11 protein-coding genes are annotated in these 13,369 nt (G+C 54.2%); 9 read left to right on the top strand and 2 right to left on the bottom strand.

What is annotated here, in order from left to right; genetic code table 11:
• Positions 1-11 precede the first annotated feature (11 nt).
• From deoB to yjjJ, 3 genes are all read left to right on the top strand, one after another.
• A complete protein-coding gene (gene deoB / locus IV433_RS08385; protein ID WP_195813672.1) occupies positions 12-1,235 on the top strand; it encodes a phosphopentomutase in 1,224 nt (407 codons plus the stop codon).
• Positions 1,236-1,399: 164 nt separating this feature from the next.
• Positions 1,400-2,119 carry a purine-nucleoside phosphorylase gene (gene deoD / locus IV433_RS08380; protein ID WP_195813673.1) on the top strand — a complete coding sequence of 240 codons (720 nt, stop codon included), beginning with the start codon at positions 1,400-1,402 and terminating at the stop codon, positions 2,117-2,119.
• 174 nt (positions 2,120-2,293) lie between these two features.
• Entirely contained in the window at positions 2,294-3,640 is a 1,347-nt protein-coding gene (yjjJ, locus tag IV433_RS08375) for a type II toxin-antitoxin system HipA family toxin YjjJ (RefSeq protein ID WP_195813674.1), read from the top strand.
• Position 3,641: 1 nt separating this feature from the next.
• Here yjjJ and IV433_RS08370 read toward each other — a convergent pair whose 3' ends face one another.
• Positions 3,642-4,430, bottom strand: coding sequence for a YtjB family periplasmic protein (locus tag IV433_RS08370; protein WP_152325203.1), 789 nt, complete (start codon positions 4,428-4,430; stop codon positions 3,642-3,644).
• 248 nt (positions 4,431-4,678) lie between these two features.
• On the opposite strand from IV433_RS08370, the gene serB reads away from it, so the two are divergent.
• The 5 genes from serB to IV433_RS08345 all read left to right on the top strand — a co-directional run bounded on the left by serB (position 4,679) and on the right by IV433_RS08345 (position 11,238).
• Positions 4,679-5,644 carry a phosphoserine phosphatase gene (gene serB / locus IV433_RS08365; RefSeq protein WP_195813675.1) on the top strand — a complete coding sequence of 322 codons (966 nt, stop codon included), beginning with the start codon at positions 4,679-4,681 and terminating at the stop codon, positions 5,642-5,644.
• A gap of 20 nt (positions 5,645-5,664) precedes the next feature.
• On the top strand, positions 5,665-7,047 hold the full coding sequence (gene radA, locus IV433_RS08360; protein ID WP_195813676.1) for a DNA repair protein RadA: 1,383 nt from the start codon (positions 5,665-5,667) through the stop codon (positions 7,045-7,047).
• 85 nt (positions 7,048-7,132) lie between these two features.
• The gene (nadR, locus tag IV433_RS08355) at positions 7,133-8,392 is read left to right on the top strand and encodes a multifunctional transcriptional regulator/nicotinamide-nucleotide adenylyltransferase/ribosylnicotinamide kinase NadR (RefSeq protein WP_195813677.1); all 1,260 of its coding nucleotides are present in this window, start codon (positions 7,133-7,135) and stop codon (positions 8,390-8,392) included.
• A gap of 387 nt (positions 8,393-8,779) precedes the next feature.
• On the top strand, positions 8,780-10,363 hold the full coding sequence (locus IV433_RS08350; RefSeq protein WP_195813678.1) for a DUF3300 domain-containing protein: 1,584 nt from the start codon (positions 8,780-8,782) through the stop codon (positions 10,361-10,363).
• A gap of 17 nt (positions 10,364-10,380) precedes the next feature.
• Positions 10,381-11,238: a DUF2950 domain-containing protein gene (locus tag IV433_RS08345; RefSeq protein WP_195813679.1), complete on the top strand. Its 858-nt coding sequence runs from the start codon at positions 10,381-10,383 to the stop codon at positions 11,236-11,238.
• 66 nt (positions 11,239-11,304) lie between these two features.
• On the opposite strand, the gene IV433_RS08340 is transcribed toward IV433_RS08345, so the two are convergent.
• Positions 11,305-12,306, bottom strand: coding sequence for a zinc-binding alcohol dehydrogenase family protein (locus tag IV433_RS08340; protein ID WP_195813680.1), 1,002 nt, complete (start codon positions 12,304-12,306; stop codon positions 11,305-11,307).
• 99 nt (positions 12,307-12,405) lie between these two features.
• On the opposite strand from IV433_RS08340, the gene IV433_RS08335 reads away from it, so the two are divergent.
• The gene (locus IV433_RS08335) at positions 12,406-13,317 is read left to right on the top strand and encodes a LysR family transcriptional regulator (protein WP_152325196.1); all 912 of its coding nucleotides are present in this window, start codon (positions 12,406-12,408) and stop codon (positions 13,315-13,317) included.
• Positions 13,318-13,369: the final 52 nt, after the last annotated feature.

The raw sequence follows: 13,369 nt of genomic DNA, 5'->3' as shown, positions 1-13,369 counted from the left end.
AGGAGAGCAAAATGAAACGTACATTTATCATGGTGTTAGACTCATTCGGTATCGGTGCCAGTGAAGATGCCGAGCGCTTTGGCGATGCCGGTTCTGACACGCTGGGCCATATCGCTGCTGCCTGCGCGCGTGGCGAAGCCGACAAAGGCCGCAAAGGGCCGCTGAATCTGCCGAATCTGACCCGTCTCGGGCTGGCGAAAGCCGCTGAAGAATCCACCGGCAAAATCCCGGAAGGCATGGACGGTAATTCTGAAATTACCGGCGCTTATGCTTACGCGAGCGAACTTTCCTCCGGTAAAGACACACCGTCAGGCCACTGGGAAATCGCCGGTGTGCCTGTGTTGTTCGACTGGGGTTATTTCAGCGACACCACCAACAGCTTCCCGCAGGAATTGCTGGATAAACTGGTGAAACGCGCCAATCTGCCGGGATACCTCGGCAACTGCCACTCATCCGGCACCGTCGTGCTGGACGATTTAGGCGAAGAACACATGAAAACCGGCAAGCCGATTTTCTACACCTCTGCGGACTCCGTTTTCCAGATTGCCTGCCACGAAGAAACTTTCGGGCTGGATCGCCTGTACGAACTGTGCGAAATCGCCCGTGAAGAACTGACTGAAGGCGGCTACAACATTGGCCGTGTTATCGCGCGTCCGTTTATCGGCGACAAAGCCGGTCACTTCGAACGTACCGGCAACCGTCATGATTTAGCGGTGGAGCCACCGGCACCCACTATCCTGAAAAAACTTGTCGATGAGAAAAACGGCCACGTGGTTTCCGTTGGTAAAATCGCGGATATCTATGCGCAGGTCGGTATCACCAAAAAAGTGAAAGCCACCGGGCTGGACGCGCTGTTTGACGCGACCATCAGAGAGATGAAAGAAGCGGGCGACAAGACCATTGTCTTCACCAACTTTGTTGATTTCGACTCTTCTTACGGCCACCGTCGCGATGTCCCGGGCTATGCCGCTGCGCTTGAACTGTTCGACCGCCGCCTGCCGGAATTGCTGGAACTGGTCAAAGAAGACGACATCATCATCTTCACCGCTGACCACGGCTGTGACCCGACATGGCGCGGCACAGACCATACCCGTGAGCACATTCCGGTGTTAATCTATGGCCCGAAAGTAAAACCGGGCTCGCTGGGCCACCGCGAAACCTTCGCGGATATCGGGCAGACGGTTGCGAAATACTTCGATCTGACACCGATGGATTACGGTCAATCCATGCTCTAAACCCTACGTCTTTCAAGCTGTAGCGTTGTTGGCTTCACGCCTTCACCCCAGTCACTTAGCGGTCTAAGCTCCTGGGGTTTCACACGCTTGCCGCCTAGCTACAACTTGAAATCCATTGGGTTTAAGTTCAGTGATTTTTTATAAAAATTTAAGGAAAGAGAACAATGGCAACTCCACACATTAATGCTGAAATGGGCGACTTCGCTGACGTAGTGCTGATGCCGGGCGACCCGCTGCGTGCCAAGCACATCGCAGAAACTTTCCTTCAGGACGTTAAGCAGGTGAACGACGTGCGCGGGATGCTGGGCTTCACCGGCACCTACAAAGGCCGCAAAATCTCCGTTATGGGCCACGGCATGGGCATTCCTTCCTGCTCAATTTATGCCAAAGAGCTGATCACTGAATTCGGCGTCAAAAAAATCATCCGTGTGGGTTCCTGCGGCGCGGTGCGTGAAGACATCAAACTGCGCGACATCGTTATTGGTATGGGTGCCTGCACCGATTCCAAAGTTAACCGCATGCGTTTTAAAGATCACGATTACGCCGCTATCGCAGATTACGACATGGTGCGTAACGCAGCCGATGCCGCGAAAGCCAAAGGCATCAACGCGCGCGTCGGTAACATCTTCTCCGCTGACCTGTTCTACACGCCAGACCCGCAAATGTTCGACGTGATGGAAAAATACGGCATTCTGGGCGTGGAAATGGAAGCCGCCGGTATCTACGGCGTGGCAGCTGAATTCGGCGCAAAAGCGCTGACCATCTGTACCGTTTCCGACCATATCCGTAGGCATGAACAAACCACTGCCGCTGAACGTCAGACGACCTTCAACGACATGATCGAAATCGCTCTGGAATCCGTTCTGCTGGGCGACAAAGAATAAATTCTGCTGATTATTGCAGACACGAAAACGGGCGCCGAAAGGTGCCCGTTTTGCTATGCGTTTTTGTGGCATATTTTGATGGTTAAAATTTATATCCTCAGGATATATCGATTTATATTCATTTATTATCTATGCTATTAGCTATGCATTTACCTATTCATAGCTGAGTCAATCATGCCAGATCTTGTGGATTTACTTCGTCAGGGCAGCCTGACGGCGAAAGAGATCACGGAACAGCTTCAAATCAATCAGTCAACGCTTTCAAGGCGACTGACTAAAATCCCTGAGATCGTGAAAATCGGGCGAAGCCGCTCGACCCGCTACATATTGCCGCGCCCGCTGGATAACCAGTGGAGCTTCCCGCTATATCAGATTAATGAAGCCGGAAATGCAGAAAAGGCGGGCACACTTTATTCCATCTGGCCTGGTGAAAGCTGTGCGGTAGAAACTGCCAGCGGGCAAAGCCTGATTTACGATGGTCTGCCGTGGTTTCTTACGGATATGCGCCCGCAAGGTTTTTTGGGGCGTGCCTGGGGGCGTGATATTAATTCCGCGCTGCATTTCCCTGATGACATCAAAAAGTGGACGGAATCGCAGACGCTGGTCGCTCTGGCGAGAGCGGGTGATGAAACGGTGGGTAATTTCATTATTGGCGATATGGCTTATCAGAAATGGTTCCAGAAACCGGAAGAAATCCCGGTGCCTGAAATAGATAAAATCCAGATCTATGAGCGGCTGGCACGGAGAAGCCTGGCCGGAGAAGAAATCGGTTCATCGGCGGGCGGTGAGCAGCCAAAGTTCAGCTGTTACGCAGAACAGGTAGATCGCAGTGCCTCTCAGGTTTTAGTGAAATTTTCGCCTCCGGCTGAGAATGAAAACGCCCAACGCTGGGGAGATCTGTTGCGCGCAGAAGCTCACGCATTGCGGGTATTAAATGATGCGGGCATTGAGGCGGCGGTTGCTGAAATTTTTACAGGCGGCAGTCAGGAGGTTTTCCTTCAGGTCGGGCGTTTTGACCGGGTGGGGGAGCGCGGTCGTCGCGGTTTGGTTTCACTGGAAGCCGTTGCTGCTGAATTTGGCGGGGGAAATGGAAACTGGTTTTTGACCGCCCAGCAGTTACGCCGGAATAAGATTATCACGGCGCAGACGCTGGATAAAATCGAGCAGATTTATGCCTTCGGCAAACTGATTGCCAACAGTGATATGCACCAGGGAAATCTGTCGTTCATCGATCCGGCCATTGATCCCTTAAAACAGGCGCTTTCGATATCGCCGGTTTATGACATGTTACCGATGGCCTTTGCACCGACCAATGCGGGCGTGATGCGGCGCGAAACCATGACGCTGAATCTCGATCCGCTCGTATCTAAAGAGAAGTGGCTGGATGCGCAAGCCTGGGCGCTGACATTCTGGGAAAGCGTGGCAGACGATACCGCGATAAGTACTGAATTCCGCCAGCTGGCCAGCGGAATGCGGGCTCAGGTGGCGGCGTTAACGGCGCAGATTCAGCGGCTGGCCTGAATCATTTAGGTCGGCTGCGTTTCAGGCTGCGGTAGGCGGCCTGAGCCGCTTCTTTGGTTTGTGCTTCCGTTGCCGGTTTTGCCTCGGCGACTTCGGCTTCCGGTTCAGGAATATTCAGTACCGGCGGCGGGCCGAATTCGTCCGTTTCTTCTTCCTGCTCGTCGTCTTCTTTCACCGGTTTACTGGCGGTCAGCAGGAACGGCGATTGCTGCCAGCGCGAACGGCGACCCTGCAACAACGTACGTGCCAGAATGATACCCACACCCAATGCCGCAAGCATCATCAGACGCAGCAGATTGGTGGTGTTATCGACCTGCTTGGATTCCGTTGCCAGAACATGCGTATCGAGCGTGATGCGCAAAAATCCGCTCGGACCATTTTTATCTTCTATCGGCACCACAATCTGATGATTGAAGTAGCTGCCCGCACGTTTGCCGTCCAGCGATAACCGGTCGCGAACCGGCACCTGCTCGCCCGCATGGGCCACCAGAGAGCCGTCGGATTCATAAACGCTGGCATCAAGAATGCGACTGCCATCGGTAAGCTGACTCAAAATAGTGGAAATTTGCGCGATATCAGCGCCATCATTGTCGCTGTCCATCAGTGGCGCGAGTGAAAATGCCACCTGCTTCGCGAGTGTCTGGGCAAGTTGCTCCACCTGCGTGGAACGCGCCAGTTGATGTCCCAGGCTGAAATAGGATGCGCCTTGCATCAGAATGACTAATAACGCCAGGCTTATCAGTACGATAGCAGCGCGGTGCAGGCGAAATTTAAGTTTGGCCTTGGCCATTCTGTTTCCTTGCGATTTTCGATGACTTTAATGTTGCCAGAAGCGGTGGCGATAGGGTAGCTTGATGCCTCGTTTTACCCGGCATCCTTCAAGCTGCCTCTGCGTTGGCTGCCTTCATTCACCCCGGTCACTGACTTGTGTCAGCTCCAGGGGTTCATTCAGTTGCCGCCTTGATGCAACTCGAATGATTTTGGGTATATCGTGTCATTAATATTTTCCTACTGCCATAAAGCCCTACAGGAGCCATCATGCCAAACAGTCTGACCTATTGCGATCTTCCTGCGGAGATCCATCAATGGCCGGGACTTCCCCTTTCACTGAGCGGTGATGAAGTCATGCCACTCGATTACCGGGCGGGACACACCGGATGGCTGCTCTATGGTAGAAAACTGGATAAAACGAGCATTACGCTTTTCCAGCGCCGCTTAGGCCGTGCTCTGGTGATTGTCAGTGCATGGGCAGTAGAAGGTTATCAGGTTGTTCGTCTGGCGGGTTCACTGACCTCCGACGCACAAGTTCTGGCCGAATCTTTTGAATTCGATGTCGCCCAGTTGGGTAAAGTGCCTTACCTGCGAACGCCTGGCCTGCTGGTTATGGACATGGATTCTACCGCGATTGAGATTGAATGCATCGACGAAATTGCCAAACTGGCGGGCGTGGGTGTGCAGGTGGCTGAAGTCACCGAACGTGCGATGCGCGGTGAGCTGGATTTCTCCGCCAGCCTGCGTCAGCGCGTTGCGACGCTCAAAGATGCCGATGCCGGGATCCTTGAGCAGGTGCGTCAGACATTACCACTGATGCCGGGCCTGACCGTGATGGTTCAGCGCTTGCAGGAAGCGGGCTGGCACGTGGCGATTGCGTCAGGGGGTTTCACGTATTACGCCGAATATCTGCGTGATCAGCTGAATCTGGTCGACGTGGCGGCGAATGAGCTGGAAGTCCGCGACGGTAAGCTGACCGGACGCGTGATCGGGCCAATTGTTGATGCCCAATACAAAGCCGATACGCTGCTAAAACTGGCGGAAAAACTGGGCATTTCTCAGGAGCAAACTATCGCAATCGGCGATGGCGCCAATGATCTCAAAATGATGGCCGTTGCGGGGATGGGCATTGCTTATCACGCGAAACCGAAAGTGTATGAACAGGCTGCCGTTTGCATCCGTCATGCTGATCTTTTAGGGGTGCTGTGTATTCTCAGCGGTAGTCAGTCTTAATAAAAATAAAGAGGTAAGTTGTGGCGAAAGCAGCAAAACGTGCATTTGTGTGTAATGAATGTGGCGCAGATTATCCGCGCTGGCAGGGGCAGTGCAGTGCGTGTCAGGCCTGGAACAGCATTACTGAAATCCGTTTAGCGGCTTCCCCGACTGTGGCGCGTAACGAGCGTCTGACCGGTTACGCGGGTGATGCGGGCGTCAGCCGTGTACAAAAACTCTCTGATATCAGCCTCGATGAACTTCCGCGTTTCAGCACCGGTTTCAAGGAATTTGACCGGGTACTGGGCGGCGGCGTGGTGCCCGGCAGTGCGATTCTTATCGGCGGTAATCCGGGCGCGGGCAAAAGTACGCTGTTGCTGCAAATTTTGTGTCACCTCAGCGAAAACATGAAAACCCTGTACGTCACCGGCGAAGAATCACTGCAACAGGTGGCGATGCGCGCGCACCGTCTGGGTTTACCGACGTCGAACATGAACATGTTGTCGGAAACCAGCATTGAACAGATTTGCGAAATTGCCGACAAAGAACAGCCGAAACTGATGGTGATCGACTCCATTCAGGTGATGCACATGGCGGACATTCAGTCATCGCCGGGCACGGTCGCACAGGTGCGCGAAACCGCCGCCTATCTCACCCGTTTTGCGAAAACGCGCGGTGTGGCGATTGTGATGGTCGGCCACGTCACTAAAGACGGATCGCTGGCCGGGCCGAAAGTGCTCGAACACTGCATCGACTGTTCCGTTCTGCTCGACGGCGATGCCGACTCCCGTTTCCGTACCTTACGCAGCCATAAAAACCGCTTCGGCGCAGTGAATGAACTGGGCGTATTCGCCATGACCGAACAAGGGCTGCGCGAAGTCAGTAATCCCTCGGCCATTTTCCTGAGCCGCGGCGATGAAATTACGTCTGGCAGTTCGGTGATGGTGCTGTGGGAAGGGACGCGGCCATTGCTGGTTGAAGTACAGGCGCTGGTTGATCACTCAATGATGGGAAATCCGCGTCGTGTGGCCGTCGGGCTTGAGCAAAACCGGCTGGCGATCCTGCTGGCGGTTCTGCACCGTCATGGTGGTTTGCAGATGGCGGATCAGGACGTATTCGTTAACGTCGTGGGTGGCGTGAAAGTCACGGAAACCAGTGCGGATCTCGCGCTGCTGCTGTCGCTGGTGTCCAGCCTGCGCGACCGTCCTCTGCCACAAGATTTGGTTGTGTTTGGCGAAGTGGGGCTGGCGGGGGAAATCCGCCCGGTACCCAGCGGTCAGGAACGTATCACCGAAGCGGCGAAACACGGCTTTAAACGCGCCATCGTGCCGCACGCCAATGTGCCGAAAAAAGTCCCTACCGGAATGCAGGTGTTTGGTGTCAAAAAACTGGCAGATGCACTGGCGATCCTCGACGATTTGTAACGGTTGTCTGGTGTCAATTAAGCCTGCCTTTGTGCTATTTTGGGTTTAGCTATTTTGTTTAGTACAGCAAACCTGGGGACAAGGCATGTCACAGTTCGACTATCTAAAAACCGCGATTAAACAACAGGGACGCACGCTGCAACAGGTGGCCGAGGCCAGCGGGATGACCAAGGGTTATCTCAGCCAGTTGTTGAATGCAAAGATAAAAAGCCCCAGCGCTCAAAAGCTGGAGGCGCTGCATCGCTTCCTTGATCTTGAGTTTCCCCGCCGCGAAAAGAATATCGGCGTGGTGTTTGGTAAGTTTTATCCGCTGCACACCGGCCATATTTATCTGATTCAGCGCGCCTGTAGTCAGGTCGATGAACTCCATATCATCATGGGCTATGACGAACCGCGTGACCGCGAGTTATTCGAAAACAGCTCTATGTCCCAGCAGCCGACGGTCAGCGACCGTCTGCGCTGGTTATTGCAGACGTTCAAATACCAGAAAAACATCCGTATCCATGCTTTCAATGAAGAAGGGATGGAGCCGTATCCGCACGGCTGGGATGTCTGGGGACGCGGCATTAAAGAGTTCATGAGCCAGAAAGGCATCGAGCCGAATACCATTTATTCGAGCGAAGAAGGCGACGCGCCGCAGTACCGCGAACATCTCGGGATTGAAACGGTGCTGATCGACCCGAAACGCTCCTTTATGAATATCAGCGGCCGTCAGATACGTCAGGATCCATTCCGTTACTGGGATTATATTCCAACGGAGGTGAAGCCGTTCTTCGTGCGCACCGTGGCGATTCTGGGCGGCGAATCCAGCGGGAAATCGACACTGGTCAATAAATTAGCCAACATTTTCAACACCACCAGCGCCTGGGAATATGGCCGCGATTACGTCTTCTCGCACCTCGGTGGCGATGAAATGGCGCTGCAATATTCCGACTACGATAAAATCGCGCTCGGGCAGGCGCAATATATTGATTTTGCAGTGAAATATGCCAATAAAGTGGCGTTTATAGATACCGATTTTCTGACGACGCAGGCGTTTTGTAAAAAGTACGAAGGGCGTGAGCATCCGTTTGTTCAGGCTCTGATGGACGAATACAAATTCGATCTGGTGATCTTGCTGGAAAATAACACGCCGTGGGTGGCTGATGGCCTGCGCAGTCTGGGAAGTACAACCGACCGCATGTCATTCCAGAACCTGCTTATCGATATGCTGAAACAGAACAATGTGGATTACGTTCACGTTGAATCTTCAGATTACGATCAGCGTTTTCTCGAGTGCGTGGGTTTGGTGAAAAACATGCTGGCTGCCGATACCAGCCGGTTGAACGATCCCAACGTGAACTGACCTGTTTTCCCGAAAAACTCAGGCGCCTGTTTTACGCAACAGGCGCTTTTTTATGCCTGCTATTTTTACCCTTCAACGGCCAGTTCCTTTTAATTATTCACGACGTGAATGGTTTTCATTTTTGTATTTTATATAATTATTAATGAATTCATCTGATTGCAGGGGGTTCGCTTTTTAATTAATTCAGCTTGTAACAGCTTGAATTAAAAAACGTTTTTGTATCAATGCATTGGCATGCTCAGTTTTGGCCGGGTTTTTATTGCGCATTTTATGCGTAAATCTCATTTGCGAAATAAAAATAGAGTGGCGTCCGTTGAGTTTTATTTGTCCGATTATACTCATTCATTGTGCCTCTCATTCCGGCTGAGGCTTTTTAAGGTGATCCGAATGAATTTGTCATTCAAACCCTGGGGTATCGCAGTCGTGTGCAGCGCAGGGGCTTTTGCTCTTGCCAGCGTGATGTTTATGCAAGGCTGGTTTCCGGTGCGCAGTCAGGCCGAAACCACCGTTCAGACCGCACCACCTGCACCCCCCGCGCCCGTTGCGGCACCTGTAGTTGCCGTTCCTCCGCCTGCCACTCCCGTTACACCTCCGGCTTTTACACAAGCTCAGCTCGATCAGTGGGTTGCGCCCGTGGCGCTTTATCCTGACAGCCTGCTTTCTCAGGTTCTGATGGCATCTACGTATCCGACCAACGTCATTCAGGCTGTGCAATGGTCGCGTGATCATCCGCAAAGTCAGGGGGATCCTGCCGTGAAAGCCGTGGCGAATGAGCCCTGGGATCCGAGCGTGAAATCTCTGGTGGCGTTTCCGCAGTTACTGGCGCTGATGGGCGAAGATCCGGTATGGGTACAAAATCTGGGGGACGCGTTTCTGGCGCAACCCGGAGATGTGATGGACACGGTGCAGAAATTCCGTCAGGTCGCGCAAAAGAGCGGGGCGCTGAAAAGTACGCCGCAGCAGAAAGTCACGGTAAAACCGGCGGCGCAAAGCAGCACCACCGTGGTCAATGCTCAGCCCGCGCAGCAGACCATCATTATTGAATCCGCCGATCCGCAGGTGGTTTACGTGCCGAGCTATAACCCGAATGTGGTTTATGGCGCATGGCCGACACCGGCTTATCCGCCGGTTTATCTGCCACCGCCTCCGGGTCAGCAGTTTGTGAACGGCGTGGCGTCAGGCATCGGTTTTGGCGTTGGCGTCGCGGCAACCTACGCGATTTTCGGCAATATCGACTGGGATGATGATCATCATCACGACGATTACGACCACCATGACGATCATCACGATGACGGCCATCACGGCGGTTCGTCCAACAATTACGTCAACGTAAACGTCAATAATTACAACCGTATATCAGGTAATAACAACAATGCGGTTAACCATTCAGGTTCAGCGGCGACACAGGGCTGGCAGCATAATCCGGCTTTCAACGCGGGTGTCCCGAATAACCGGGCGTACCTGAACGGAGCGACGCAAAATCAGGCGCTGAACAATGTGGCGCAACGTAATAATTATCGGGGTTTTGACGGCAACCCAGGCGTACAAAATAACCTGAGCGGGCAGACGATGGATCAGCGACGTCAGCAGGCCGCTTCGGTGATGAATCGCCATGAGGGCAATTTGTCGGGTGCAACGCATTCCGCGGCGGGTGCGGCTTCTGCCAGCCGGGCCGCTGCGAATTTGAATAATCATCAGGCGTCCGGTCGTCCGTTGTCGCAGCAACATCAGGCGTTAAACCGTCAGCAAAACGGCAACCAGAACGCCCTGCGCGGCGGAAATCAGCAGCAAAGGCAGAATTTCCATCAGTCCGGCAACATGCCGCGCAGCACGGCATTCAGCGGAAATTCGAGCCGCGCGCCGTCATGGCAACAGCAGCAGGCGCGCGGTAATCAGAGCCGCCAGCAGATGCAAAACTTCCAGCACGCACGCCCGGCGAACGCGGAACCGGTTCATTTCCACCGCCGCTAGGCTTACGAGGAAAAGTCATGAAGACATTACGTAACATTGTGATTTGCACCAGCCTGTTTGCCCTGCCTCTGACGGGGTTTGCGCAGCAGGCATTTTCCCGCCCGGAGCTGGCGGCGCAGGCGCTGGTGAAAGCAACGCAGGCGCATGACGATAAGGCGTTGGGGAAAATTCTCGGCAGCGACTGGCAGGTTTATCTGCCGAAAAAAGATGTCGACCCCGATGAAGTGGCGCGCTTTCTGCGTGACTGGAATGTCAGCCACAAAATTGTTGAGCAGGGTGACATTGCGCATCTGAACGTCGGGGAAGAAAACTGGCAACTGCCGATCCCGATGAAACGCACGGCGCAGGGCTGGGAGTTCGATATGGAGGCGGGCGCGGCGGAAATTGAAACCCGAACCATTGGGCGTAACGAACTGTCGGCCATGCAGGCAGTTTCGGCTTACGCCGACGCGCAGCATGAATATCAGCTGGGTGCCGGGCAGTTTGCTCAGAAGATTATCAGCACTGACGGGCAGCACGACGGATTGTACTGGCCGGTCAAAGAAGGCGACGCGCCAAGCCCGCTCGGGCCTGCTTTCGGTCAGGATCAGCCGGGCACCGATTATCACGGCTACTACTACCGCATTCTTACCGCGCAGGGCGGGAACGCCAGCGGCGGGGCGCACAGTTACATCGAAAACGGAAAAATGACTCAGGGTTTTGCGCTCATCGCATGGCCGGTGGTTTACGGCCATACCGGCATCACCAGTTTTATGATTAATCAGCAGGGTGATGTGTATCAGCTGGATTTAGGCGCGAACACTGATGCTGTGGCGCGGGCGCTGACGGCGTTTGATCCGGATGCTAAATGGCAGAAGGTTGATGACGGCGAATAGCCACAATGCAGGACAAAAAAAGAACCCCGCCATGAAAATCGCGGGGTTTTGTTTTTACAGAAGAGGTCAGAAGGCGACGACGACTTTGCCCTGCATGTGGCCATCCAGCACTTTCGCATGAGCCGCTTCGATGCTTTCCACGGTCAGGCCGTGCAGGGTTTCGCTCAGCGTGGTGGTGACTTTACCTTCATCCACCAGCGCGGCGACTTGCTTGAGGATCTCGCCCTGTTGCGCGATATCCGGCGTATTGAACATGCTGCGGGTATACATCAGTTCCCAGTGCAGCGCGGCGCTTTTCAGCTTCAGCTTGTTCATATCCAGCGGATGTTCGTTCTCAACGATCGTACAGATGTGGCCCATTGGCGCAATAAGATCGGTAATCGCATCCCAGTGACCGTCGGTATCATTCAGGCACAGGATGAAATCCACCTGTTTGATGTCGTGTTTCGCCAGCTCACCTTTCAGATCTTTGTAGCTCACGGTCAGATCGGCACCGCGATCCAGACACCATTGCGCAGATTCCGGGCGCGAAGCGGTCGCAATGACTTTCACTTTGCTTTGCAGTGAAGCAAACGGGATCGCCAGCGAACCGACGCCACCGGCACCGCCGATAATCAGCAGCGTTTTATCGTCCGAAGCCTCCTGAATTTTCAGGTGTTCGAACAGAGCTTCCCAGGCCGTCAGCGTGGTCAGCGGCATTGCGGCGGCCTGCGCCCAGTTCAGGGATTTCGGTTTCACGGAAACGATACGCGAGTCAATAAGCTGTTCGGAAGCGTTGCTGCCGGAACGAGTGATGTCCCCGGCGTACCAGACTTCGTCGCCTGCTTTGAAGTTTTTCACCGCGCTGCCCACGGCTTTCACAATGCCGCTGGCATCCCAGCCCAGAATTTTAGGCGCATCCAGGCCGCTTTTCTGCACGCCTTTATGCACTTTGGTATCGACCGGGTTAATCGAAACGGCTTTCACTTCCACCAGCAGGTCATTTTCGCCCGGCACAGGTTGTGGCAGTTCGATGGCGATAAAACGGGATGGTTCTTTTGGATTTACGGCAATCGCTTTAACAGACATAAAAATTCCTCCATTGGGTATTCAGACAGTCTAGTCCTCTGGCGGCAGCCTGATAAGATGGACAATAACTAACAAAGTGTTCGGCTGAGGTGAACAATCGTGTTTAAACAATTGCAGGATATGGCGCTGTTTGCTCTGGTCGCGGAATGCGGCAGTTTTACACAGGCGGCCAGCCGTGCCGGTTTGCCGAAATCCAGCGTTAGCCAGCGGATAAGCCAGCTGGAAAAATCCGTTGGCCTGCGGTTACTGAACCGCACCACGCGCCAGCTCAATCTGACGTTTGCCGGTGAACGCTATCTGATCCACTGTCAGGAAATGATGCAGGCCAGCGAGCGGGCGGAACTGGCGATCCGCCGCTTGCGCGATAACCCGAGCGGGCGCTTGCGTATCACCAGCCCGGCAGGGCTGGGTGCCACGCTGCTGGCTCGCATGAACGTCGAATTCCAAAAGCGTTACCCGGATGTTTCGCTGGAAGTGTCAGTGTCTGACGCGCTGGTGGATCTGGTGCAGGAAGGATTCGATATCGCGCTGCGCACCGGCAAGCCGCAGGATTCCTCGCTGATTGGCCGCGAACTGGGCCACAGCCCGCGCTATCTTCTGGCTTCGCCTGATTATCTGGCACAGCATCCGCTGATTGAATCACCCCAGCAGTTAGCCTCGCATCACTGTATTGCGCACCGTGCATGGTCGGAATGGGTGCTGCATCGCGGCGAAACTTATCATCGCTGGCTGCTGCCTTCGGCGCATACCACTGACAATCTGCTGTATGCGCGGGAATGCGCGCTGGCTGGCGCGGGCATCACGTTGTTACCGGCGTTTTTGTGCCATGACGAAGTGGCCGCCGGCACGCTCGTGCGGGTGTTGCCGGAGTGGGAAGCGGAAGGCAACGATCTGTTTCTGGTGTATCCGGGGCGGAAACTGAATTCTCCGGCGCTGGCGTGTTTTATTGATTTTATGCTGGAAGAATACGGCTTTGCGAAGAGTTACAGCGAAGCGCTGGCGGGGGAATAAAGGGGATCCGGCTCATAAAAAAAGGCCCGTTGCCGGGCCTTCGTTCGTTCAT

This window comes from Rahnella laticis, assembly GCF_015644585.1.
GTDB classification, from domain to species: Bacteria; Pseudomonadota; Gammaproteobacteria; order Enterobacterales; family Enterobacteriaceae; genus Rahnella; species Rahnella laticis.
Note: the sequence above shows the minus strand (reverse complement) of the source record. Positions and strands in the feature narration are given on the sequence as shown.

Bases quoted from the DNA above. Each gene is read 5' to 3' on its own strand.
- deoD (WP_195813673.1), top strand. From the start codon at position 1,400: ATGGCAACTCCACACATTAATGCTGAAATGGGCGACTTCGCTGACGTA.
- nadR (WP_195813677.1), top strand. From the start codon at position 7,133: ATGTCACAGTTCGACTATCTAAAAACCGCGATTAAACAACAGGGACGC.
- IV433_RS08345 (WP_195813679.1), top strand. From the start codon at position 10,381: ATGAAGACATTACGTAACATTGTGATTTGCACCAGCCTGTTTGCCCTG.
- deoB (WP_195813672.1), top strand. From the start codon at position 12: ATGAAACGTACATTTATCATGGTGTTAGACTCATTCGGTATCGGTGCC.
- IV433_RS08350 (WP_195813678.1), top strand. From the start codon at position 8,780: ATGAATTTGTCATTCAAACCCTGGGGTATCGCAGTCGTGTGCAGCGCA.
- yjjJ (WP_195813674.1), top strand. From the start codon at position 2,294: ATGCCAGATCTTGTGGATTTACTTCGTCAGGGCAGCCTGACGGCGAAA.
- serB (WP_195813675.1), top strand. From the start codon at position 4,679: ATGCCAAACAGTCTGACCTATTGCGATCTTCCTGCGGAGATCCATCAA.
- IV433_RS08340 (WP_195813680.1), bottom strand. From the start codon at position 12,306: ATGTCTGTTAAAGCGATTGCCGTAAATCCAAAAGAACCATCCCGTTTT.
- IV433_RS08370 (WP_152325203.1), bottom strand. From the start codon at position 4,430: ATGGCCAAGGCCAAACTTAAATTTCGCCTGCACCGCGCTGCTATCGTA.